Origin of the sequence: Variovorax soli (assembly GCF_031454625.1) — a bacterium.
Classification (GTDB): Bacteria; Pseudomonadota; Gammaproteobacteria; order Burkholderiales; family Burkholderiaceae_C; genus Variovorax; species Variovorax soli_A.
In genome coordinates, this window is record NZ_JAVDRF010000004.1 from 174,333 (window position 1) to 196,740 (window position 22,408).

The window sequence follows — 22,408 nt, forward strand, 5'->3', positions numbered from 1 at the left end:
GAGCGATGGCGACGATCCTCGAGTTTGGCCCGTTCCGTCTCGACGCCGATGCAGGACTCCTGTTCCATGGCGCCGAGCCGACGCCGCTCGGCCGGCGCGCCGTCGCGCTCCTTGTCTTGCTCACGGGACGTGCGGGCGCGCCGATCTCCAAGGAAGCCTTGATCGAGGGCGCATGGCCTGGGCTGGTCATCGAGGACAGCAACTTGACGGTCCAGATTGCCGCCGTGCGGCGGGTGTTCGATGAAGTGGCGCAAGGCGCGGACTGGATCGAAACCCTGCCGCGCCGGGGCTATCGCTACGTCGGACCGGCAGTCACCGTGGCGCATCCGGATCCGACGCCAGAGGTTTTGACCCCCCCGGTGCTGGCCTTGCCTGACAAGCCCTCGGTTGCGGTCCTGTCGTTCTCGAATCTGAGCGGTGACACCGACCAGGACTACTTCATCGACGGGATCGTCGATGACATCATCACCGGCTTGTCGCGCATCAACTGGTTGTTTGTCATCGCGCGCAACTCGACATTCACCTACAAAGGTCGAAGGGTCGAGGTGAAGCAGGTCGGTCGCGAACTCGGCGTGCGCTACGTGCTTCAAGGCAGTGTGCGCAAGGCCGATGATCGCGTGCGCATCGCCGCCCAACTGGTCGACGCTGCGACCGGGGCGCATGTGTGGGCCGAACGCTATGACCGCAGGTCGGACGACATCTTCGCCCTTCAGGATGAAATTGCTCTGTCCGTCGTCGGTGCCATCGTGCCGAGGCTGCGGCGCGCCGAGATCAACAGGGTGAACCGCAAACGCCCCGACAGCCTCGACGCCTATGACCTGGTCCTGCGGGCCCAGCCCGACGTCGATTCGGGAATGCCGGAGCAGGTCACGAGAGCGCTGGCGCTCCTTGAACGTGCGATTGCACTCGAGCCTTCTTATGCGCTCGCGCACGGCAATGCCGCGATGTGCCACCACTGCCTGTTCCTTCGCGCCGGCCTGCAGGAGGCCGACCGTGCCGCTTCGATCCGCCACGCGCGATTGGCGATCCTCCATGGGCAGGACGACGCGCTGGCCCTGACCTGGGCCGGATTTTCCATCGGCATGGACGGGCACGATCGTGGCGCGGCATTCACGGCACTGGAAGCTGCACTCGCCATCAGTCCGTCATCTGCACTGACCTACATTCTCGGCAGTGTCATTCTCGCGTGGGGCGGCGAAGCCGAGCGCGCGATCGAGTGGAGCGACCGGGGGCTGCGCCTCAGCCCGTTCGATTCCTGGGCTTGGGCAGCGTTCGACGCGCAGGCATTGAGTCATTTCCACTGCGGCCGTTATGAAGAAGCTGCCCGTGCGGCCTACAGGTCCGTTCAGGCCAACCCGGCACATAGCATCACCTATGTCCAGTTGACGGCAGCGCTCGCCAGACTCGGGCGGCTGGAAGAGGCCAAGGCGGCCGCCGCAAGGGTCCTGGAACTGCACCCTGCGTTTCGTTATGGTCGCCAGTTCCTGGGCGTCGACTGTGCTCCCGCGCTTGCAGCATCTCTTGGCGATGCGCTTCGCGCTGCCGGGTTGCCGGAGTAGCCGTGCTTCGATGAAATCAATCCGGATGAACAGCCACCGACTTCAACTCGGTGGAGCGCTCGCTTCCGGAATGGCCCATCTCGCGTCCTCAACCTGACTGGTTAAAGGCGCCGAAGAAAGTATTTCGGACCTGGCGTGACGACCCGTCCCGGGCACGGCGATGCCGAAGCCGGCAGCGTCCATCCGCGACTTGATGACCAACGAAAGCTCCGCTTGACAGGGCGTGCTCAATTTGCCGAGAATTGCGCAAACGTTAGCACTAGGAGACAAGAAAGATGCGGATTCTCTGCCCCTCACGGTATTGGGACACCTTCATCCTCCCGTTGTAATGCGCGAGCGAACAGGCGCTTTGCCTTAGGTCATCAAGGCTAACGTTAGCCTAAATATCCGCCCGACTCCCCGGGCTTTGTCTTTCGCGGCGACCCGCTTGGCGCGGCCGCCGTGGATTCGTGCGTCAGCCAGATGGGCCTTCCCGGACGCCTCGCGCGGAGGGCCTCCTTTCAACAAACCAGGAGACATGCAATGAGGAAATCTTTGGTGGCCATGGCGGCCCTCGCCGCGGCCGGCAGCGCTTGCGCCCAGTCCTCCGTCACGCTGTTCGGCGTGGTGGATGCCGCCGTCAGCGGCTATTCGGCCAAGAGCAGCTTCTACAGCACCAGCCTGCTGCCCGCCTTCCCGCCGGCCGGCCAGCCGGACACGGTGAAGCGCAGCCAGACGGCGCTGTCGAACTCGGGCTACAACAACAGCCGCCTCGGCTTCCGCGGCACGGAGGACCTGGGCGGTGGCCTGGCCGCCAGCTTCTGGCTCGAGTCGCCGCTCTTCAACGACAGCGGCGCGGCCGGGCTCTCCACCTTCGGCCGCCGTTCCACGGTGAGCCTGTCCGGCGGATTCGGCGAGCTCCGCCTCGGCCGCGACTTCACGCCCAGCTTCTGGAGCGACACGGTGTTCGATCCGATGGGCGCGACCGGCGTCGGCACCAACCTGATCTCATCGATCAACAGTAACCTGGCGATCGCCGCCTCGGGCGGCACCCTGAACGGCGGCCTCTCGGGCGGCACCGACAGCTATGTCCGCACGAGCAACGCGATCGGCTACTTCCTGCCGCCGAACCTGGGCGGCTTCTATGGACAGGTGCAATACGCCCTGCACGAGAACACGAAGTCCACTGACGTGTCGGGCAGCCCCAGCCGGCGTGGGCGCTACATCGGCGGGCGCTTCGGCTACGGCAACGGCCCGCTGGACGTGGCGCTCGCCTATGGCGACAGCACCGCGCAGGATGCGACCACCACCACCGCGGCCGGACTCTTCGCCAGCAGCGCCGAGCGCAAGATCGCGACCACCAACCTGGGCGCCTCCTACGACTTCGGCGTGCTCAAGCTGTTCGGCGAACTGTCGCGCGTCAGGGACGAGGCCGGCACCACCGTGCCGGTCGGCACTTTCGGCCGCGTCTCGTTCGAGACCTCCGACAAGTACGACGGCGCTCTGCTGGGGGTGAGCGTGCCCGTCGGCGTCGGCCTGCTCCGCGCGGCTTATTCGCGCGTGAAGTTCAAGGACGATCCCGGTCTGCAGCCGCCGGGCCTGTTCGCCCCCAACCGGGACGCCTCGGCCGGGAAGCTCGCCCTCGGCTACGTGCACAACCTGAGCAAGCGCACTGCCCTCTATGCGACGCTGGCGCGCATCCGCATCCGCAATGGCCAGAACAACCCGGCCGTGATGGGGGCGACCACCGGCGGCAGCCCGGCCTACCTGTCGACCGGCACCAGCAGCGGCTTCGCGCCGCGCTCGGCCACGGGCTACGACTTCGGCATCCGCCACGCGTTCTGAACCCCGGGTTCAAAGACCGACCGCGACCGCACCTGCTTCATGGCGGTCCGCATCGCAGCGCAGCGCGCCCGCTGCTGCGCTGGGCGCGGCCGGGCGCCACCGGCCCGGCCCGGGACGATGTCAGCGCGCTTGCGCTTCCGCGATCACGGGGTTGCGCAGCACGCCGATCCCCGGGATCTCGACTTCCACGGTGTCGCCGATGGCCAGCGGCCCGACGCCGGCCGGCGTGCCCGTCATGATGAGGTCCCCCGGCAGCAGCGTCATGTACTTGCTGAGATAGGCGATCAGGTAGGGCACCGGGAACACGAGGTCTCGGCTGTGGCCGTCCTGCCGCACGGTGCCGTTGACGCGCGTGATGATGCGCTGCCCGGCAGGATCGAGCCCGGTGGCGATGAAGGGGCCGATCGGCGCGAAGGTGTCGTAGCCCTTCCCGGCCAGCAGGCAGCCGAAGCTGCTCTCGCGCCGCTGCAGCACCCGGTCGCTGACGTCGTTGCCGACGGTGTAGCCGAACACGTGGTCGAGCGCGTGCGCCTCGGGCACGTGCCTCGCGCGCTTGCCGATGACGACGGTCAACTCGCCTTCGAAATGCACGTTCTCGCCATCGGCCGGATAGACGATCGCGTCGTCCGGGCCGATCGCCGAGGTGCTCGGCTTCATGAAGAGCACGGGAATCTCCGGCACCGCCTTGTTCGATTCCAGCGAGTGCGCCTTGTAGTTGTAGCCCAGTCCGAAGATGCGCGGCTGCGGCACCGGCGCCAGCAGCTTCACCCTGTTCATCGGATCGCGATGCCCGGTCTCCTCCAGGCCTTCCCAAGGCAGGCCGCGGACCCGCTTGATCACGTCGTCTTCCACCAGGCCGTAGTGAACGGCCTCGTCCAGCGCGTAACGCGCCACCCTCAGTTGGTTCATGCGAAGTTTCTCCTGAAAATGTGCCAACGTTCGCATTCTGGCATGCGCAGAGACGGCACGATGAACAAATTGATCGTCTTCAAAAAGGATGTTGACACGGCGGAAATCCTCGATGCAGAATATGCTAACGATAGCACAAGGAGACAAATGAACATGCATTGCATCGCCCGGTGGCCGGGTCGGCCGCCGCTCGGAAAAGCGCCGTCGCGTGCCCCGCGCCCGGCCGGCTTCGCAGGAGCGCTCCTGTGAGCTTCGCACTGCTGGCCCAATCTGCCCTGGGTGGCCTTCTGCTCGGCGGGATCTACGGCCTGCTGGCCATGGGCCTGAGCCTGAGCTGGGGCCTGCTCAGGTTCGTCAACCTCAGCCACTTCGCGCTGGCCTTTCTCGGCGCCTACCTGACCTACCAGCTCGGCACGCAATTCGCGATGCCGCCCTGGGCCGCGCTGCTGCTGATCGCGCCCGCGTTCTTCGCGGTCGGCCTGGCGCTGCACGCGGTCTTCGTGCGCTTCAAGGTGACGGAGTTCTCGTCGATGCTGGTGACCTTCGGCGTCACCGTGCTGATCGAGTCTCTGATCCAGTGGATCTGGTCCGCGGACTTCCGCAAGTTCGACACGCCCTATGCGCAAGCGTCGATCCAGTTGGGGCCGATCTTCGTGCCGGTGCTGGAGCTGACCGCCTTCCTGTGCGCGGCGCTGCTGGCGGGCACGGCGTGGCTCTGCCTGCACCGCACGCTGATCGGGCGGGCGCTGCGCGCCGCGGCCCACGACGGCCCGATCGCCGCGGCCTTCGGCATCCATGCCAAGCGGCTGTCGTATGGGCTCGCGGGCCTGTGCTCGGCCTCGGCCGGCGTGGCCGGCGTGTTCATCGCGCTGACCTCGACCCTGGCGCCCTCGCAGATCGAATCCTGGATCGGCGTCGTGTTCGCCGTCGTGATCATCGGCGGCCTGGCCAACGCGCCGGGCGCGCTGGGCGCCGGCATGCTGGTTGGCATCTCGGAGTCGGTGACCATGGCGCTGGTGAACCCGGCCTGGGCGCCGCTGGTGGCCTTCTCCATCCTGATCGCGCTGCTGCTGTGGAGGCCGAGATGGTTGTGAGTTCCAGGTCATTCAGGCTGGCGACCGCCGCCGTCCTTGCCGTGCTGTTCGCGCTGCCCTACACCGGCGCGCCGGACTTCTACCTGTCGTACCTCTACATCGTCTTCTTCTGGGCCGCGCTGGCGACGAGCTGGGGCGTGCTGAGCGGCTATGCCGGCTACTGGAGCTTCGGGCACGCCGCCTTCTTCGGTGCCGGCGTCTACACCGCGGCCGGCTTGGCGGCCAAGGCCGGGTTGCCCTTCCTGCTGACGATCCCGCTTGCGGCGGGCGTCTCGGCGGCGCTGGCCGGCGCCATCGGGCTGGTCGTGTTTCGGCTGAAGTCCCTGCGCGGCGAGTTCTTCGCGCTGCTCACCCTGTCCGTCACCTACGTGGTGGCGGCCATCGTGTCGAACACGCCGATCGATGGCGGCGGCGGGGTCTACATGAGCCAGGTGCCGCTGCCGACGTTCGGCACCTCGGTGCCGGGTGCGATCTACCTGCTCGGGCTGCTGCTGGCGGTCGGCGCGCTCGCGGTCTCGCGCCAGGTGCTGCGCTCCAGGCTCGGCGCGGGCCTGCTCGCGATCCACGACGACGAGGACGTGGCCGAGGTCAAGGGCGTGCCCACCTTGCGCTACAAGCTCGCCGCCTTCGCGATCTCGGGCGCCATCGCGGGCGCGGCCGGAGCGATCCAGGCGGCCTACGTCGGCTACGTCACGGTGGGCGACACCTTCTCCATCACGGTACCGCTGTACGTGGTGCTGATGAGCATCCTCGGCGGTGCGCGCCACTGGGCCGGGCCGGCGGTGGGCGCGACGCTCATCACGGTCGCGCTGAGCCTGTTCGTCGGAGGCAACCATGCCGAGCTCGGCCGCGCCGGCGTGGCGCTCGCCTTGATCGTCGTGATCCTCGTGCTGCCGCAGGGCATCACGCCCCGACTGCTGGCGCGCTTTCGCAAGGAGGAGGCCCAGGCCAGGCCCGCCAGGCCCGCGAGACCTGCTGCCCTGACGCTGGCCGCCGCTCGCCCGGCCTCCGGCAGGCCCGCTGCCGCCGGCGACGGCCCGCTGCTCGAATGCCGCGGCGTGACCAAGCGCTTCGGCGGCCTCCAGGCGCTGGCGGGCGTCGATCTGCAAGTACGGCGCGGCGAGATCCTCGCGCTGGTCGGGCCCAACGGCTCGGGCAAGTCGACGCTGATCAACATGATCAGCGGGCACTTCCCGCTGTCGTCCGGCAGCATCGAGCTCGACGGCGAGCGCATCTCCTTGCTCGAGCCGCACGAGGTGGCGCGCAAGGGCGTCGCGCGCACCTACCAGATTCCCCGCCTGTTCGAGCACCTGAGCGTGTTCGAGAACGTCCGCCTCTGCGCCGTCTTCGGCGGCGAGGGTGACCAGCCCCTGGAGGATCCGGACGCCCTCGCGCGCCACTGGCTGGCCTTCACCGGCCTCGCCGACAAGGCGCAGCAGCTGCCCGCGGCGCTGAACCTGCATGAGCGCAAGTTCGTCGAGTTCGCCCGCGCCCTGGCCGCGCGCCCCAAGCTGCTGCTGCTCGACGAGGTGCTGTGCGGCCTGACGCCCTCGGAGGTCGACCAGGCGGTCGACCTCATCCGGAAGATCCGTGCCGGCGGCACGACCATCGTCTTCGTCGAGCACGTGATGCGCGCGGTGGTCGCGCTGGCGGACCGCGTCGCGGTGCTCGACCAGGGCCGGCTGCTCGCGCTCGGCGCGCCGCAGGAGACCATGCGCATGCCCGAGGTCGTCGACGTCTATCTGGGAGTGGCCCATGCTGCTTGAACTGCGCCACGTCGATGTCTGCTACGGCGACGCGCCGGCGTTATGGGACGCCGCCCTCGCCATCGATGCCGGCCAGATCGTCTCGGTCATCGGGCCCAACGGCGCCGGCAAGAGCACGCTGATCAATGTCATCGCCGGGGTCCTGCGGCCGAGCCGGGGCGAGATCCTGGTCGACGGCGTGGATGTCGGTGCCCTCGCCGGACATCGCGTGTGCGAGCACGGCATCGCGATCGTGCCGGAGGGGCGTCGCCTGTTCACGCACATGTCGGTGCATGACAACCTGGAGCTCGGTGCCTATCGCGCCGGTGCACGTGCGGCGACGCGCGAGACCATGGAGGAGGTGTTCTCGCTGCTGCCGGTGCTCAGGGAGCGCCGCTCACAGATCGCCGGCTCGATGTCCGGCGGGCAGCAGCAGATGGTCGCGATCGGCCGCGCATTGATGGCGCGGCCCCGGCTGCTGCTGATGGACGAGCCTTCGCTCGGGCTGTCGCCGCGCATCGTCGCGGACATGTTCGGGATCATCCGCCGCATCAACGAGCGCGGCGTCGCCGTGATGCTGGTCGAGCAGAACATCCACCAGGCACTGGGCATCGCGCACCATGCCTATGTGATCGAGCACGGCCGCATCGTCACCTCGGGCAGGCCGGAGGCCTTGCTCGGCAACCCGCAGATCAAGGAGGCCTATCTTGGCGTCTGACCTCACTCAGCGCGATGGCGTCCCCGTCGCCCTTCACCGCGTCGTGACCGGCCACGGGCAGGGAGGCGCGAGCCGCATCGCCATGCAATCGACGACGCCGAGGACCGACGTCTTCAAGCACATCCCCGGCATGGTCTCGCGCCTGGTCTGGGCGACCGGGCCGGTTGCGACGCTGCCTTTCGACGGCGTCGACCCCACGCCCGCGACAACGAGCTTCGTGCCGGGCCCCGGCGAGACGCGATTCATCGTGGCGACCTTTCCGCCGGACGCCGTCTTCGGCGCGGCGGACTTCGATGCCGAAGCCGCGGCGCGCGAGAACCTGGCGGTGAGCCCGGGCCTGGCCGAGCGCTTCGAGCCGGACGGCATGCACGCCACGCCGACGGTCGACTACGCCATCGTGCTCGACGGCGAGATCTGGCTGGAACTCGACGACGGGGCCTCGACGCTGCTGCGCCGGCACGAGGTCGTGATCCAGAACGGGACCCGGCACGCCTGGCGCAACAGGAGCGCGCGGCCCGCGACGCTCGCCTTCGTGCTGATCGGCGCGCAGACCGGCGGCGCGAGCCGATGAGCGCAGCAACGGCAACAGCAACAGCAATAGCAACAGCAGCACCAACAGCACACATGGAAAAGCGCATGAGCGACAACAGAATCGAACAGGTACGCGGCCGCCGCGTGTGGGACTCGCGCGGCCGCCCGACGGTGGAGGCGGAAGTACGGCTCAGGAGCGGCGTGCGCGGCCGCGCCATCGCGCCGGCCGGCGCCTCGACGGGGACGGGCGAGGCGCTCGACCTGCGCGACGGCGGCACGCGTTTCGCCGGCATGGACGTCGGCCGAGCCTGCGCCGCCATCAACGAGGAGATCTCGACCGCGCTGGCGGGCTGGGACATCGCTGACCAGCAGGCGCTCGACGATCGCCTCATCGCGCTGGACGGCACCCGCGAGCGCAGCCGGCTCGGCGGCAACGCGATGGTCGCAACCTCGATGGCCCTGCTGCATGCGCGCGCCGCGGCCCATGACCGGCCCCTGTGGCGCGAACTCGCGGGCGAGCGCAAGGTTCGCATGCCGCTGCCGGAGATCCAGATCTTCGGCGGCGGGGCGCATGCGGCGCGACGTGTCGACGTGCAGGACTTCATGATCATGTGCCCGGCGGCGCGCTCCTTCACGCAGGCGCTCGAGTGGACCGCGGAGGTCTACCTCGCGGCCGGCGCGCTGCTCAAGAAGGCGGGGACGCTGCAGGGCGTGGCCGACGAAGGCGGCTACTGGCCTGCGTTCTCCTCCAACGAGCAGGCGCTGGACACGCTGATGCAGGCCATCCTCGATGCAGGGCTGCGGCCGGGCGAAGAGGTCGGCATCTCGCTGGACATCGCGGCCTCCGAGTTCGGCCGCAACGGCCGCTACGAGCTCGCACTCGAGGGCCGCAGCCTGGACTCCGACGGCATGATCGAGATGCTCGGCGGCTGGCTCGAGCGCTACCCGATCCTCTCCATCGAGGACCCGCTGGCCGAGGACGACCCATCCGGCTTCCGGCGCTTCTGCGAGGCGCACGGCGCGCGCTGCCAGGTCATCGGCGACGACTTCCTCGTGACCAACGCCGGCCGGGTGCGCGCGGCGGCCGAGGCGGGCAGCGTCAACGCGGTGCTCGTCAAGCCCAACCAGGCCGGCACCTTGAGCGAGGCCCACGCGGCGCTCGTGACCGGCAAGGCGGCCGGCTTCGGCACCATCGTCTCGGCCCGCTCGGGCGAGACCGAGGACGTGACGATCGCCCATCTGGCCGTCGGCTGGAACGCGGGCCAGCTCAAGGTGGGCTCGTTCTCGCGCTCCGAGCGGATGGCGAAGTGGAACGAAGTGCTGCGCATCGAGGAATCGCTGGGCAGCGAGGCCGGCTTCTGGGGCTGGGATGCGCTGCCGTTCCGGCGCGCGCGCTGACATCGAAGCGGCACCGCTTCCATCGCAAGAGGATCACGACATGAAGAAAGTTCGACTGGCGGGCATCTCCGGCAGCCTGCGCCGGAACTCCCACAACACGGCCATTCTGCAGACGCTGCAGGAGCGCCTGGCGGCGGATGTGGCGCTCTCGCTGCTGCCATTGGCCGAGTTGCCGCTCTACAACCCCGACCTCGAGTCGCCGGAGCTGCCGGCCCCGGTGGCCGTCTTCAAGCAGGCACTGCAGGCGGCGGACGGCATCGTCCTGTGCTCGCCCGAATACAACGCCGGCACCTCCGGGGTGCTGAAGAACGCGCTGGACTGGGCCTCGCGCCCGGCGAACGCCTCGCCGCTCAAGGGCAAGCATGTGCTGATCATCAGCAGCTCGCCGGCCTTCACCGGCGGCGCCCGCGCCCACGCGCAACTGCGCGAGACCCTCGCCAGCACGCTGTCGCGCGTGGTGGTCCATCCGCCGGTGGTGGTCGCCGGTGTCCACGAGAAGATCAAGGAAGGTCGGCTGGTGGACGAGTCCAATGTCCAGTTCGCCCTCGGCGCCATCGCCGCGCTGGTCGCGGAACTGCGGCCCTAGTCACCCCCACTTTTGGAGCTGTCCATGCTGCCCACCGTCAACCTTCGCCCGCCGTTCAACATCACGCGTGCGAGCCATGTCGTGCTCCACGCGTCCGACCTGGCCAGAAGCCGCGACTTCTACGTGAAGATCGTGGGCCTGGTCGTCACGGAGGAAAGCGATGGCGAGTGCTATCTGCGCGGCCTGTCCGAGGCCTGCCACCACAGCCTCGTGCTGGTGCAGGCCAAGGGCGAGGCCACCTGCAGGCGCATAGGCTTTCGCGTCATGTTCGAGGAAGACCTCGACGCCGCCTTCGCATGGTTCAAGGCGCAGGGCCTGCCGGCCGACTGGGTGGAGGTGCCGCACCAGGGGCGCACGCTGCACGTGGCGGACCCGATCGGCACGCCGCTCGAGCTGTGCGCGCAGATGAAGACCTGCGAGCGCCTGTACCTGAAGCCAGAGCGCTTCACCGGCGCCCACGCGCAGCGGCTGGACCACTTCCAGACCTTCGCGCCGGACTGCCGCGCGGCCTGTGCCTTCTACGGCCAGCTGGGCTTTCGCAACTCCGAGTACCTGGCGCACGGCGACAAGCTGCTGGGTGCCTTCATGTATCGCAAGGGCACCTGCCTGGACCTGGCCATCGTCGAGAACGCCGGTCCCAAGCTCCACCACTTCGCCTACATCGTCCCCGAGTCGCACCACATCTTCACCGCCTGCGACCTGGCGGGCAATTTCGGATACGCGGAGGCGATCGATCGCGGCCCCGGGCGGCACGGCCCGGGCGGCATGCTGTACGTGTACCTGCGCGATCCGGACGGGCACCGGGTGGAACTGTGCGACGGCCACTACCAGACGATCGATATCGAGATCGAGCCCGTGCGCTGGGACGCCGCCTCTCTGAGCACCAACGTGCGCTGGGGCCTTCCGGCCACCGAGCGCTGGTACTTCGAGGCGACCGCCTTCGAAGACACGCCGACCATTCCGCCCACGCAAATGCCCAAGCCCCAGACCCTCGAAACCTACATCCAGCAACGGGCCGCCGTGAAGGCCGCCTGAACCAACGACAGAAAGAAACACGACATGGCACGCGTCAAATACCTTCGGCGGGCGGACAGCCCCAACCAGGCGATCTTCGATCGGCTCGAGCGCGAGCGCAAAGTTCCCACCGCGAACATCTTCCTCGCGCTGACGCAGACGCCGGAGCTGCTCGACGGCTTCATCACCTACGCCAACGCGCTGCGCAGCTCGCCGCTTTCCCCGCGCCTGCGCGAGCTGGCCATCCTGACCGTCGGCCACCTGACGAAGTCGCGCTACGAGATCGCGCATCACCAGTCGCACGGGCTGAAGGCGGGACTGACGCAGGCACAGCTCGATGCAGTGCCGCAGTTCGAGAGTTCGCCGCTCTACGACGCGCAGGAAAAGGCGGTGATGGCCTTTGCCAGGGAATCGACGCTGAAGGTGGAGGTCGACCCCGAGACCTGGCGCGATGTCGCGGCCTTCCTGAGCGAGCCGGAGCTGATCGCGCTCGTGCTGGTCGTCGCCTGGTACAACTCGGGCGTGCGGATCATGGCCGGTCTCGACATCGAGCTCGAAGAAAGCCACCGCTGAGGCAGCGTCCTCGGCGAACCAAGGAGACAAGCTTGAACGCATTCGAACGCAACCTGTCCCGCCGCACCTGGGTGCTGGCGGCAGGCGGGATGATGATGGCGGGCGCCCTGCCCGTCCGTGCCCAGGCGCCCGCCGGAGCGCCGATTCGCGTCGGCGGCACGCTGCCGCTGACCGGACCGCTCGCCTCCGTCGGCGCGATCCACAAGCTCGCCGGCGAGGTCTTCGTCGACGGCATCAACAAGCGCGGCGGCCTGCTCGGACGAAAGCTGGAGTGGGTGCTGCTGGACGACCAGTCGCAGCCGGCCAATGCCCGCACCTTGTACGAGCGGCTGGTCACGGCCGAGAAGGTGGACCTGCTGATGGGGCCCTACGGCACCAGCGCCATCATCGCGGCCATGGGCGTCGCGCAACGCTTCGGCAAGCTCTTCATCCAGAGCAGCCTGGGCAATCCGAGCCTCGCGCCCTACGAGCTGCAGTTCCCGGCGCTGCCGCTGGGAGCCGATCCGCGCATCGCGGATACCGAGGTGGTGCTCGATGCCTATGCCAGCCTGCCCTCACCGCCGAAGACCATCGCCTTCGTCACGAGCAAGTTTCCCTCGGCGCTCGATCTTGCCAAGGGCGGCCAGGAGGTCGCGGAGAAGCGCGGGTTGAAGAAGCTGATGTCGCTGGAGTACGAGTTCGGCACGCGCGACTTCGGTGGCATCGCCGCGCGCATCAAGGATGCGAACCCCGACCTGCTGTGGTCGGGCGCGATCGGCATGGAGGCGGTGCAGTTGCTCGACGCGATGAAGCGCATCGGCTACCTGCCCACCCGGCACTTCCACCTGTTCCCCGCCCCGGGGCCGACCGCGGCCCATCCGAACGCGAACGGGCTCACCAGCCTCACCTGGTTCGAGGACCACGAGCCCTTCACGAGCAACGCCGGCGCCGGCGAGTTCGTCGCGGCCTACACGCAGCGCGCCCGGGAGGCCGGGCTGCCCTATCCCGTGGCGGAGTACCAGGCGGCTTCCGAGTTCGCCGCGTGGCAGATCCTGGAGGCGGCGGCCAAGGGCGCCGGCCGCATCGACGACAAGGCGATGGCGGCCTGGCTGAAGGCCAACAAGGTGCAGACCGTGCTCGGCACGCGCGCCTTCGACGGCAAGTTCAACAGCGGCGCGGCCGACACCAAGCTCAAGCAGGTGCAGGGCGGCAAGTGGGTGACGGTGTGGCCCGCGAAGTTCCGCCCACCGGCCGCCACCTTCCTGGCTTCCTGAAGCCAAGCTTTCTTCGAGAGGAATTCACATGAGCAAGACAATGATCGCTGCGCGGCTGCACGAACTGGGTGCGCCGATGACGCTGGACACCATCGCCGTGCCGAAGCCGCGGCCGAACGACGTGCTGGTGCGCGTCAAGGCCTGCGGCATCGTGCCGAACATGGCCAATGTCATCAACAACTGGCCGAGCTGGTTCCCCCACCAGCCGCTGCCGAAGTTCCCCGCGATCTTCGGGCTGGACCCGGCCGGCGTGGTGGAGGAAGTCGGCGAGGCAGTCATCCACGCGAAGCCCGGGGACCGCGTCTACGTGAGCCCGCTGCGCTCCTGCGGCTCGTGCAAGGCCTGTCGCGCGGGGCAGCGCAGCCAGTGCCGCTACTACACGCTGAACGGCTACTTCAGCACCAGCACGGACGGGCAGCGCATTTTCGACCTGTACCCGTACGGCGGCTTCGGCGAATACATGACCGCGCCCGAGTACGCGCTGGTCCACATCCCCGGCAACCTGAGCTTCGAGCGCGCGGGGCGCTTCGGCTACCTGGGCACGTCGTACGGCGCGCTGAAGAATGCGGGCGCGGGTCCGGGGCAGGTGGCGCTCATCGACGGCATCACCGGAACGCTCGGCGTGGCGGCGACGGTGCTCGGACTGGCGATGGGCCTGTCGCGCATCCTCGGCACCGGGCGCGACGTCGAGCTGCTGCGGCGCGTGAAGGCGCTGGCACCCGAGCGCATCGAGGTCATCGAGCTGGGCGAGCGCTCGAGCGGCGCCTGGGCCAGGCAGATGACCGGCGGCGAAGGCGCGGACTTCGCGATCAGCGCGCTCGGCGCGAAGGCGCCGGTCGCGACGATGCTCGACTCGATGAAGGGCGTGCGCCGCGGCGGCAAGGTGGTCAATGTGGGCGGCGTGGCCGACGACCTGCCGATCGACGTCAAGTGGCTGATGGACGAGCAGATCCAGCTCATCGGCTCCAACTGGTTCTCCGCGGCGCAGGGGCAGGAGATGGCGGACATGGTCGCCACCGGAACGATCGACCTGTCCTACCTGGAGGACCGGGTGTTCCCGCTGGCGCGTGTCAACGAGGCGATCTCCGGCCTCAAGGACCGCAGCGGCGGCTTCTCCAACTACGTCGTGGTCCCTTGAGCGCCCGGTGCCCGGCCTTCACCCTTGTCGAAGGCGGCACGACGGCGCCCCGGCGCTGGGCGGACTGCTATCGTTCGTGCACTGTTTGAAAGGGCTCGGTATGGTGACGATCAAGGACATTGCGGCGCGACTGAAAGTCTCCGCTTCGACGGTGGGCCGGGCCCTGGCGGACGACCCGAGGATCAGCGGCGCGATGAAGCAGAAGGTCCACGAGGTGGCGAACGAGATCGGCTACGTCGCCAACCGCGCTGCCCGGATGATGCGCGGCGTCTCGAGCAACCTGGTGGGCCTGATCGTCCCGGACATCCGCAACAACTTCTACTCGACGATCGCGCATGCGCTGTCGAAGTGCCTGGAGCAGGACGGCTTCCAGCTCACGCTGTCGGAAACCGACGACGACCGTGCCGTGGAACTGCGGCATGTACGCGAGCTCATCAGCGCCAACGTGGCCGGGATGATCCTGGTGCCGAGCGCGAAGCTGCTGCCCGAGACGGTGCGCCTGCTCAAGTCGATGCCGCACATCCAGCTGCTGCGCGAGCAGTCGAGCCTCGGCGGGCAGTGGTTCGGGCTGGACGATTCGAAGTCGCTGGCGCTGGCGGTGGAGCACCTGTTGCAACTGGGGCATCGGCGTATCGCCTACATCGGTCCGTCGGAGGAACTGTCCACCGGCGCCTCGCGGCTCAAGGGCTATCGCGACGAGTTGAAGGCCGCCCACCGATGGGATGCACAGCTCGAGATGTGCGGGTCGCCTTCGGATGCGGACTTCGGCCGCGATGCACTGCGCCGGCTCCTGGCGCTGCCGAAGCCGCCGACCGGTGTGGTGTTGGGGGGCGTGCAGCACACCCACAGCGTCGTCGACGAATGCATCGCCCTCGGGATCCGGGTCCCCGACGAACTCTCGATCGTCGGCTACGGCGACGAGGCCGGCTTCCGCTGGTGGGGGGCCGGGCTCACGACCATCAGCCTGCCGGTCTCCGAGCTGGCCACGGCCTGCGGGCTGTGGTTCCTGCACCAACTGCGGCAGCGGCCCGCCGCCATGCCGCGCTATCGATCGGTCTCTTCACCGACGCTCCTGGTGCGCGGAACCACCCGCGCGCTCACCCCGTCGTCTCCTGCCGCCGCGCCGAAGCGCACGCGCGCGAGGGCGGCGGCGACATGACAACACCTTCCCCGAACTGAATCCGCTCCATGGCCCCTACCATCCTGCTCACCGATTACGCCTGGCCCGACGACTCGATCGAACGAAGTGTCGTGGAGGCCGCCGGCATGAAGTTGGTCACCGGCCCCGCTGCGCCGGCCGCGGCCGCGGAGATCGAGACGCTGGTCGCTTTGCATCAGCCGACCGGCATCATGACCTGCTGGGCCGAGGTGTCGGCCGCATCGATCGCCGCCAGCCCGGCGCTGAAGATCGTGGCACGGCTCGGCGTGGGGCTCGACAACATCGCCGTGCAAGCGGCCACCGGCCGTGGCGTCTGGGTCACCAACGTGCCGGACTACTGCGTCGAGGAAGTCTCCGACCATGCCGTCGGATTCGCGCTCGCATGGACGCGCGGCCTGGTCCACTTCGACCGCGAGGTGCGCAAGGGCCGGTGGGACCCCGGCAGCGCGAAGCTGAAGCGCCTGGCCGACCTGCGCTGCGGCATCGTCGGCTTCGGCCGCATCGGTCGGGCGACCGCGCGCAAGCTGGCCGCCTTCGGCTGCCGTGTGGCGGCACACGACCCCATGCTGAAGGGCGAATCCGACGGCGTCGCATGCATCGACCTCGAAGGCCTGCTGAGGCAGAGCGACATCGTCATCGTGCATGCGCCGCTCGTGCCGGGCACGCACCACCTGATCGACAGGACGCGCCTCGCGCTCATGCCGCGGGGCGGCCTGCTGATCAATGTCAGCCGCGGCGGCGTGGTCGACGCGGAGGCGGTGGCCGAGGCGCTGCAAAGCGGCCAGTTGTCGGGGGCCGGCCTCGACGTGCTGGAGTCGGAGCCGGAGGTGCCGCAGGCGCTGTTGGAGCAGCAAGGTGCCATGCTGACCCCGCACGTGGCCTTCTCGTCCGATGCGTCCCTCGCCGAGCTGAGAAGGCGGGCGGCCGAGGAGGTCGTCCGTGTTCTTCGGGGCGAAGCGCCCCGGGAGCCCCGCAACCAGCCCGGGCAGCGAAGCGCATGAGCGCCGCGCCGGACCGCCCCCCGCAAGATCGCACCGCAGAGCGAAGCACCGACATACGCCCATGACCGCAGCATCCGACATCCTGGACCCGGCGCTCAGTGCCTTTCTGGTCGCGCACGCCCTGATCTCGCCCGAGGAACAGGCACACTGGCATCCGCTGTCCGGCGGGGTTTCATCCGACATCTGGCGGGTGGACATCGGTGGGCGCTCCCTGTGCGTCAAGCGCGCGCTCGCGCAATTGAAGGTGGAGGCCGACTGGAAAGCGCCGCTGTCGCGCAACGCCTACGAATGGGCCTGGATGGCCTTCGCGGCGCAGCACTGCCCCGACAACGTGCCGCAGCCGATCGCCCATGACGAAGCGGCCGGGCTTTTCGCGATGTCCTTTCTCGAACCGGACTGCCATCCGGTGTGGAAGCAACAACTGCTGCGCGGGGAGGTCGATCCGACCACCGCCTTCGCCGTGGGCCGGCTGCTCGGGCGCCTGCATGCCGCGAGCGCCGGGCGGGCAGACCTGGCGACCGCCTTCGACACCATCGGCAACTTCTACGCGCTGCGGCTCGAACCCTATTTCGTCGCGACGGCGGAGCGCCATCCCGCGCTGGCACCGATGCTGCTGGAACTGATGGCGACGACGGCGGGCACGCGCTATGCGCTGGTCCATGGCGACGTGAGTCCGAAGAACATCCTGGTCGGCCGTCGCGGTCCGGTGCTGCTCGATGCGGAATGCGCCTGGTACGGTGACCCGGCGTTCGACCTGGCGTTCTGCCTCAACCACCTGCTGTTGAAGGCGACGGTGGTGCGCGAGGCCGGCGCGCAGCTCGCTGCCTCGTTCGCGGAGCTGGTGCGCGGCTACCTCGCGCAGGTGCATTGGGAGCCGGCGGAAAGACTCGAGGCGCGTGCGGCGCGCATGCTGCCGGCGCTCATGCTGGCGCGGGTTGACGGGAAGTCTCCTGTCGAATACATCACCCGTGAACCTGCGCGAGAAGCGATTCGCGCGCTCGCTTCGCAACTGCTTCGCGAGCCCGCCATGAAGCTCGGGCAAGTGAGCCAGGCTTGGCGAGAGCACCGCGCGGCATGCGCGAGTCCTGATTGCAATGCGGCTTGCAATGGAGTAGCTTGAACGGCTTGTCGATGGGCCGAAAGGAGGCCTTTAATGGCTGACATTCCGCAATGGCAAGCCAAGGGTGACTGGTTCGACGTTTGCAAGTGCAACATCCCATGCCCCTGCACGTTTGCACAACCCCCAACCGACAACACCTGCGAAGGCATCCTCGCCTGGCACATCGACGAAGGCCGCTACGGCGAGGTCGACCTGTCGGGCCTGAGCGTGGTCGCGCTCGGCGCCTTCACCGGCAACCTCTGGGCCGGTGCGAAGGCGCAGATGGCGATCTACATCGACGACCGCGCCAACGCTGCGCAACAGCAGGCGATCCAGGCCATCTGGGGCGGGCAGGCGGGCGGCTGGATGGCGGGCTTCGCCGGTCTCGTCGAGACGATGCGCGGCATGGCGACGGCGCACATCGACTTCGACGTCGCGGACGACCTGTCGAGTTGGCGCGTCGAGATCCCCGGCATTGCGCTGGGCGAGGCGCAGGCGCTCACCGGCCCGACCACGGCGCCGGGCCAACGCGTCCAGGTGCACAACGCGCCGGGCGCCGAAGTCGGGCCGGGGCAGATCGCGACCTGGGGTGTGGCAACCACCGATCGCGCCGACGGCTTCGGCTTCAAGTGGGACCGCAGCGGCAAGTCCAGCAAGCACTTCCCATTCGACTGGCGTGGACCCGACGCGGCCTGAGCGTCTGGCGATGAGGGCCGGTTCCTCGCTGATCGAGCACACGCTGCGGCGCGAGCGCGGGCTCGTCATCGCCGGGCTGGCGCTCGCCGTCGTCGTGTCGTGGGGTTATCTGCTGGCCGGCGCGGGGATGCGGCAGGACATGGGCGGCATGCTGATGCCGATGAGCAGCGGGCCGTGGACACCCGGCCATGTTCTTGCCGTGCTGGTGATGTGGATCGCGATGATGGCCGCGATGATGTTGCCCAGTGCGACGCCGATGGTGCTGTTGCATGCGGCGATCGCGCGCCAGCGCCCGGGCGGAAGCACGCCTGCCGGCACATCGTCGGGCGCCTTCGTGCTCGGTTACCTCGCGGTATGGGTCCTCTTCAGCATGGCCGCGACGGCGCTGCAGTACGCGCTCGAGCGCCTTGCACTCCTGTCGCCGATGATGCAGACGACGAGCATCTTCCTTGCGGGGGCGATCCTCGTTGCCGCCGGTGTCTATCAGTGGACCCCACTGAAACGGGCCTGCCTGCAGCACTGCCGCTCGCCCTTGGCCTTCGTCATGGCGCACTGGCGTGACGGCGCCTCCGGGGCGTTCGCGATGGGCGCGCGACACGGTGCCGCTTGCCTGGGCTGCTGCTGGCTGCTGATGCTGCTGCTCTTCATTGGCGGCGTGATGAATCTGGGCTGGATTGCCGGCATCGCCGCGCTCGTCGCAGTCGAGAAGCTTGCTCCCGCCAGCCACTGGGTCAGCCGCGCCGCCGGCGTGCTGCTCGTCGCCTGGGGATTGGCGACCTGGTTATCCGCCGCCTGATCGCACCCTTCTCTTCACCGCCCTGGGACAGGGCGTGACCGAATCGTGAACGCGCGCGCGTCAAGCGTCAAACTTCGCTGCGTCGGCGTCGACCGAACAGCAAGGCCGCGAGCGGAATGGTGGTCAGCACGCCAACCGCCACCAGCGTCCACCCGATGTTCTTGCGTTGCTCTTCACTGAGTTTGTCGGACAGCAGCAGGCCCACGCCGGCTCCCAAGGCGCCGCGGGTCCCCGCCAGCAAGGCCAGCTCGGGCAAATGAATTTCAGTGGTGAACACGATCGAACTCCTTTCGTGCCTGGACCTGTCTTCAGTATGCGCCGGAGGCGCCCGTCCTGTCTTCGTACACATGGGCACGCACCGGGGCAGTGACAAGTCGCGCGAGACCGGTGCGCGGGCCTCGGCGCGGTGCGTTCTCAAGCTCCCCTGGCCTTGACCTTTCCAGGAGCAGAAGAAGCGCTTCCCTCTGAAGCCGCCCCACCACCCGCACTCCTTCGGCCGCTGGCACGCGATCTGCTAGACATAACTCGTCATAACAAGTGGATCCCGCTCCATGAATGCCCGTCGCAAGTCACAGCAGTCCGAGATCGTCGACGCCCGTGTCGTGCCGATGTCATCGGTGCCGCTGCACACGCAGATCCGCGAAATCATTCGGCGGCGCGTGCTCGACGGCACCTATCCGCCGCACTCGCAGATGCCGTCCGAGAGCCAGATGATGGACGCCTTCTCGGTCAGCCGCATCACGATCCGCCAGGCCCTGGGCGACTTGCAAAAAGAGGGCCTGATCTTCAAGGTCGCCGGCAAGGGCAGCTTCGTCGCCAAGCCCAAGGCATTCCAGAACCTGTCGCGGCTGCAAGGCTTCGGTGAGGCCATGGGGCCTTCGGGGTACGAGACGTTTTCGCAAGTGCTCAGCACGCGGCGCGTGGCCGCCAGCGAGATCGTCGCGCGGCGCCTTCAGGTCGGGCTCGGCGAAGCGGTCTACGAAATCCAGCGGCTGCGCTATCTGAACCGGGAACCGATCTCGGTCGACCAGAGCTACTTCCCGCTGGCGCTCGGCGAACGCCTCGAGCAGGAAGACCTGGCGACGCGCGACATCTTCGTGATTCTCGAGAACGACTTCGGACAGCACCTCACGCATGCCGACGTGCAGATCGAGGCGATCTCGGCCGACGCGTTCCTGGCCCGCCAGTTGCGCATCGAGGAGGCTTCGCCGCTGCTGCGGATCGAGCGGCTGACCTACGCCGACGAGCATCCCATCGACTTCGAATTTCTCTACTACCGCGGGGACGCGTTCCAGTACCGCCTGCGCATCGATCGAACCTAGGAGCTGAAGCATGAAGACTATCGACATGGAATTCGACCTCGTCGTCATCGGCGGCGGCACCGGCGGGCCGATGGCCGCGGTGAAGGCCAAGGAGCGCAACCCGAAGCTGCGCGTGCTGCTGATCGACAAGGCCAACGTGAAGCGCAGCGGCGCGATCTCGATGGGCATGGACGGTCTGAACAACGCCGTCATCCCCGGGCATGCGACGCCCGAGCAGTACGTCAAGGAGATCACCGTCGCCAACGACGGCATCGTCGACCAGGAGGCCGTCATGGCCTACGCCGCGGGCAGCTTCGACATGATCCAGGAGCTGGACCGCTGGGGCGTCAAGTTCGAGAAGGACGAGACGGGCGACTACTCGGTGCGCAAGGTCCACCACCTGGGCGCCTACGTGCTGCCGATGCCCGAGGGCCATCACATGAAGCGCATCCTCTACCGGCAGCTGAAGCGCGCGCGGGTGGAGATCACCAACCGCGTGGTCGTGACCCGCGTGCTGACCGGGCCGGACGGCGAGGTCGCCGCGGTGATGGGCTTCGACTGCCGCACCGCCGAGCTCTACGTGATCCGCACCAAGGCCGCGGTGATCTGTACCGGCGCTGCCGGCCGCCTCGGCCTGCCCGCATCGGGCTACCTGATGGGCACCTACGAGAACCCGACCAACTGCGGCGACGGCCATGCGATGGCGTACCACGCCGGCGCCGACCTGGCCAACCTGGAATGCTTCCAGATCAACCCGCTGATCAAGGACTACAACGGCCCCGCCTGCGCCTACGTCACCGGTCCGCTCGGCGGCTACACGGCCAACGCCAAGGGAGAGCGCTTCATCGAATGCGACTACTGGAGCGGGGCGATGATGCAGGAGTTCTACAACGAGCTGTTGAGCGGCAACGGCCCGGTGTTTCTGAAGCTCGATCACCTGGCCGAGGAGACGATCCAGGAGATCGAGACCATCCTGCACAGCAACGAGCGCCCGAGCCGCGGGCGCTTCCACGAAAAGCGCGGCAACGACTACCGCAAGCAGATGGTCGAGATGCACATCTCGGAGATCGGCTTCTGCAGCGGCCACAGTGCGTCGGGCATCCACATCAATGCCCGCGGCGAGACCTCGGTGAAGGGCCTCTACGCGGCGGGCGACTGCGCCAGCGTGCCGCACAACTACATGCTCGGCGCCTTCGTCTACGGCAAGCTGTGCGGCGAGAACGCCGCGGCCTATTGCGCCGAGACCGGCCACGCCACACCGGATGCCGGCGCACAGGCGGCCGAGCGTGCGCGCATCCTCGCACCGCTGCAGCGCAGCGGTGGGCTCACGCCGCACCAGATCGAATACAAGACGCGCCGCCTGGTCAACGACTACCTGCAGCCGCCCAAGATCACGAGGAAGTACGAGATCGGCCTGCGCCGCTTCGCCGAGATCCGCGAGGACATGGAATCGATGTCGGCAGGCGATGCGCACGAGCTGATGCGCGCCATGGAGGCGCACTCGATCCTCGACTGCGCGGAGATGGCCGCGCACGCCTCGATGTTTCGCACCGAGAGCCGCTGGGGCCTGTACCACAACTACGTCGACCACCCCGAGCGCGACGACGAGAACTGGTTCTGCCACTCGTTGCTGAGCCGCGATCCGCAGGGACGAATGGCCCTGCGCAAGAAGGCGATCGAGCCCTACATCGTGCCGGTCGACGACGAAGAACGAACCGCCTACCAGCGCCTGCGCGTCGCGAGCAGCGCCGAGGCCGCCTGAACCAGGAGCTCCGAATGACCATTGCCGCCACCATCTCCCAAGTCCCCGTGCGCGTGGACGAATCCAAGTGCATCGCCGAGAAGGGCTGCACCGTCTGCGTCGACGTCTGCCCGCTCGACGTGCTGGCGATCGACATGCTGACCAAGAAGGCCTACATGAAGTTCGATGAGTGCTGGTACTGCCTGCCCTGCGAGCAGGACTGTCCGACGGGCGCGGTGACCGTCGACATCCCCTACCTGCTGCGCTAGGAGC

The 22,408-nt window shown here is 68.1% G+C and carries 22 protein-coding genes; 20 read left to right on the forward strand and 2 right to left on the reverse strand.

Annotated elements, in window-relative coordinates; genetic code table 11:
• Positions 1–5 precede the first annotated feature (5 nt).
• Together J2739_RS10880 and J2739_RS10885 are read left to right on the forward strand one after the other, a co-directional pair.
• A complete protein-coding gene (locus J2739_RS10880) occupies positions 6–1,559 on the forward strand; it encodes a winged helix-turn-helix domain-containing protein (protein ID WP_309901397.1) in 1,554 nt (517 codons plus the stop codon).
• 522 nt (positions 1,560–2,081) lie between these two features.
• On the forward strand, positions 2,082–3,383 hold the full coding sequence (locus tag J2739_RS10885; RefSeq protein ID WP_309901399.1) for a porin: 1,302 nt from the start codon (positions 2,082–2,084) through the stop codon (positions 3,381–3,383).
• Positions 3,384–3,503: 120 nt separating this feature from the next.
• Here J2739_RS10885 and J2739_RS10890 read toward each other — a convergent pair whose 3' ends face one another.
• Positions 3,504–4,292 carry a fumarylacetoacetate hydrolase family protein gene (locus J2739_RS10890; protein ID WP_309901401.1) on the reverse strand — a complete coding sequence of 263 codons (789 nt, stop codon included), beginning with the start codon at positions 4,290–4,292 and terminating at the stop codon, positions 3,504–3,506.
• 245 nt (positions 4,293–4,537) lie between these two features.
• On the opposite strand from J2739_RS10890, the gene J2739_RS10895 reads away from it, so the two are divergent.
• The 15 genes from J2739_RS10895 to J2739_RS10965 all read left to right on the forward strand — a co-directional run bounded on the left by J2739_RS10895 (position 4,538) and on the right by J2739_RS10965 (position 19,093).
• The gene (locus tag J2739_RS10895) at positions 4,538–5,386 is read left to right on the forward strand and encodes a branched-chain amino acid ABC transporter permease (protein ID WP_309901403.1); all 849 of its coding nucleotides are present in this window, start codon (positions 4,538–4,540) and stop codon (positions 5,384–5,386) included.
• The gene (locus tag J2739_RS10900) at positions 5,377–7,152 is read left to right on the forward strand and encodes a branched-chain amino acid ABC transporter ATP-binding protein/permease (RefSeq protein ID WP_309901405.1); all 1,776 of its coding nucleotides are present in this window, start codon (positions 5,377–5,379) and stop codon (positions 7,150–7,152) included. Before J2739_RS10895 ends, J2739_RS10900 begins: the two co-directional genes overlap by 10 nt.
• Positions 7,142–7,849, forward strand: coding sequence for an ABC transporter ATP-binding protein (locus tag J2739_RS10905; protein WP_309901407.1), 708 nt, complete (start codon positions 7,142–7,144; stop codon positions 7,847–7,849). Before J2739_RS10900 ends, J2739_RS10905 begins: the two co-directional genes overlap by 11 nt.
• Positions 7,839–8,420: a cupin domain-containing protein gene (locus J2739_RS10910; RefSeq protein ID WP_309901409.1), complete on the forward strand. Its 582-nt coding sequence runs from the start codon at positions 7,839–7,841 to the stop codon at positions 8,418–8,420. The genes J2739_RS10905 and J2739_RS10910 overlap by 11 nt, the downstream gene beginning before the upstream one ends.
• Positions 8,421–8,485: 65 nt before the next feature.
• A complete protein-coding gene (eno, locus tag J2739_RS10915) occupies positions 8,486–9,778 on the forward strand; it encodes a phosphopyruvate hydratase (protein WP_309901411.1) in 1,293 nt (430 codons plus the stop codon).
• Between the two features lie 40 nt (positions 9,779–9,818).
• Positions 9,819–10,364, forward strand: coding sequence for an NADPH-dependent FMN reductase (locus J2739_RS10920; RefSeq protein WP_309901413.1), 546 nt, complete (start codon positions 9,819–9,821; stop codon positions 10,362–10,364).
• Between the two features lie 24 nt (positions 10,365–10,388).
• On the forward strand, positions 10,389–11,399 hold the full coding sequence (locus tag J2739_RS10925) for a VOC family protein (RefSeq protein WP_309901415.1): 1,011 nt from the start codon (positions 10,389–10,391) through the stop codon (positions 11,397–11,399).
• 24 nt (positions 11,400–11,423) lie between these two features.
• A complete protein-coding gene (locus J2739_RS10930) occupies positions 11,424–11,951 on the forward strand; it encodes a carboxymuconolactone decarboxylase family protein (RefSeq protein ID WP_309901418.1) in 528 nt (175 codons plus the stop codon).
• 32 nt (positions 11,952–11,983) lie between these two features.
• The gene (locus J2739_RS10935; protein WP_309901419.1) at positions 11,984–13,204 is read left to right on the forward strand and encodes an amino acid ABC transporter substrate-binding protein; all 1,221 of its coding nucleotides are present in this window, start codon (positions 11,984–11,986) and stop codon (positions 13,202–13,204) included.
• Between the two features lie 28 nt (positions 13,205–13,232).
• A complete protein-coding gene (locus J2739_RS10940; RefSeq protein WP_309901422.1) occupies positions 13,233–14,342 on the forward strand; it encodes an alcohol dehydrogenase catalytic domain-containing protein in 1,110 nt (369 codons plus the stop codon).
• Positions 14,343–14,442: 100 nt separating this feature from the next.
• Positions 14,443–15,501 carry a LacI family DNA-binding transcriptional regulator gene (locus J2739_RS10945; protein ID WP_309901424.1) on the forward strand — a complete coding sequence of 353 codons (1,059 nt, stop codon included), beginning with the start codon at positions 14,443–14,445 and terminating at the stop codon, positions 15,499–15,501.
• Between the two features lie 29 nt (positions 15,502–15,530).
• Positions 15,531–16,502, forward strand: coding sequence for a C-terminal binding protein (locus J2739_RS10950; protein WP_309901426.1), 972 nt, complete (start codon positions 15,531–15,533; stop codon positions 16,500–16,502).
• A 61-nt stretch (positions 16,503–16,563) separates the two neighbouring features.
• Positions 16,564–17,622 carry a phosphotransferase family protein gene (locus tag J2739_RS10955; protein ID WP_309901427.1) on the forward strand — a complete coding sequence of 353 codons (1,059 nt, stop codon included), beginning with the start codon at positions 16,564–16,566 and terminating at the stop codon, positions 17,620–17,622.
• A gap of 33 nt (positions 17,623–17,655) precedes the next feature.
• Positions 17,656–18,297, forward strand: coding sequence for a DUF1326 domain-containing protein (locus tag J2739_RS10960; protein WP_309901429.1), 642 nt, complete (start codon positions 17,656–17,658; stop codon positions 18,295–18,297).
• A gap of 10 nt (positions 18,298–18,307) precedes the next feature.
• Positions 18,308–19,093 (forward strand): DUF2182 domain-containing protein, encoded by a 786-nt coding sequence (locus J2739_RS10965; protein WP_309901431.1) that lies wholly within the window; start codon positions 18,308–18,310, stop codon positions 19,091–19,093.
• A gap of 67 nt (positions 19,094–19,160) precedes the next feature.
• On the opposite strand, the gene J2739_RS10970 is transcribed toward J2739_RS10965, so the two are convergent.
• Positions 19,161–19,370: a hypothetical protein gene (locus J2739_RS10970; RefSeq protein WP_309901432.1), complete on the reverse strand. Its 210-nt coding sequence runs from the start codon at positions 19,368–19,370 to the stop codon at positions 19,161–19,163.
• Positions 19,371–19,644: 274 nt separating this feature from the next.
• Between J2739_RS10970 and J2739_RS10975 the strand changes: the two genes are divergently transcribed.
• The 3 genes from J2739_RS10975 to J2739_RS10985 are packed head-to-tail and all read left to right on the forward strand — an operon-like array spanning position 19,645 to position 22,404.
• A complete protein-coding gene (locus J2739_RS10975) occupies positions 19,645–20,415 on the forward strand; it encodes a GntR family transcriptional regulator (protein WP_309901435.1) in 771 nt (256 codons plus the stop codon).
• A gap of 10 nt (positions 20,416–20,425) precedes the next feature.
• On the forward strand, positions 20,426–22,156 hold the full coding sequence (locus J2739_RS10980; RefSeq protein WP_309901436.1) for a fumarate reductase/succinate dehydrogenase flavoprotein subunit: 1,731 nt from the start codon (positions 20,426–20,428) through the stop codon (positions 22,154–22,156).
• Between the two features lie 14 nt (positions 22,157–22,170).
• On the forward strand, positions 22,171–22,404 hold the full coding sequence (locus J2739_RS10985; protein ID WP_309901438.1) for a 4Fe-4S dicluster domain-containing protein: 234 nt from the start codon (positions 22,171–22,173) through the stop codon (positions 22,402–22,404).
• Positions 22,405–22,408: the final 4 nt, after the last annotated feature.

What these genes read in the sequence shown, in the direction of transcription:
- J2739_RS10905 (WP_309901407.1), top strand. Translation starts at nt 7,142, where the DNA reads ATGCTGCTTGAACTGCGCCACGTCGATGTCTGCTACGGCGACGCGCCG.
- eno (WP_309901411.1), top strand. Translation starts at nt 8,486, where the DNA reads ATGAGCGACAACAGAATCGAACAGGTACGCGGCCGCCGCGTGTGGGAC.
- J2739_RS10880 (WP_309901397.1), top strand. Translation starts at nt 6, where the DNA reads ATGGCGACGATCCTCGAGTTTGGCCCGTTCCGTCTCGACGCCGATGCA.
- J2739_RS10960 (WP_309901429.1), top strand. Translation starts at nt 17,656, where the DNA reads ATGGCTGACATTCCGCAATGGCAAGCCAAGGGTGACTGGTTCGACGTT.
- J2739_RS10985 (WP_309901438.1), top strand. Translation starts at nt 22,171, where the DNA reads ATGACCATTGCCGCCACCATCTCCCAAGTCCCCGTGCGCGTGGACGAA.
- J2739_RS10975 (WP_309901435.1), top strand. Translation starts at nt 19,645, where the DNA reads ATGAATGCCCGTCGCAAGTCACAGCAGTCCGAGATCGTCGACGCCCGT.
- J2739_RS10955 (WP_309901427.1), top strand. Translation starts at nt 16,564, where the DNA reads ATGACCGCAGCATCCGACATCCTGGACCCGGCGCTCAGTGCCTTTCTG.
- J2739_RS10945 (WP_309901424.1), top strand. Translation starts at nt 14,443, where the DNA reads ATGGTGACGATCAAGGACATTGCGGCGCGACTGAAAGTCTCCGCTTCG.
- J2739_RS10965 (WP_309901431.1), top strand. Translation starts at nt 18,308, where the DNA reads ATGAGGGCCGGTTCCTCGCTGATCGAGCACACGCTGCGGCGCGAGCGC.
- J2739_RS10890 (WP_309901401.1), bottom strand. Translation starts at nt 4,292, where the DNA reads ATGAACCAACTGAGGGTGGCGCGTTACGCGCTGGACGAGGCCGTTCAC.
- J2739_RS10980 (WP_309901436.1), top strand. Translation starts at nt 20,426, where the DNA reads ATGAAGACTATCGACATGGAATTCGACCTCGTCGTCATCGGCGGCGGC.
- J2739_RS10925 (WP_309901415.1), top strand. Translation starts at nt 10,389, where the DNA reads ATGCTGCCCACCGTCAACCTTCGCCCGCCGTTCAACATCACGCGTGCG.
- J2739_RS10900 (WP_309901405.1), top strand. Translation starts at nt 5,377, where the DNA reads ATGGTTGTGAGTTCCAGGTCATTCAGGCTGGCGACCGCCGCCGTCCTT.
- J2739_RS10930 (WP_309901418.1), top strand. Translation starts at nt 11,424, where the DNA reads ATGGCACGCGTCAAATACCTTCGGCGGGCGGACAGCCCCAACCAGGCG.
- J2739_RS10950 (WP_309901426.1), top strand. Translation starts at nt 15,531, where the DNA reads ATGGCCCCTACCATCCTGCTCACCGATTACGCCTGGCCCGACGACTCG.
- J2739_RS10885 (WP_309901399.1), top strand. Translation starts at nt 2,082, where the DNA reads ATGAGGAAATCTTTGGTGGCCATGGCGGCCCTCGCCGCGGCCGGCAGC.
- J2739_RS10920 (WP_309901413.1), top strand. Translation starts at nt 9,819, where the DNA reads ATGAAGAAAGTTCGACTGGCGGGCATCTCCGGCAGCCTGCGCCGGAAC.
- J2739_RS10940 (WP_309901422.1), top strand. Translation starts at nt 13,233, where the DNA reads ATGAGCAAGACAATGATCGCTGCGCGGCTGCACGAACTGGGTGCGCCG.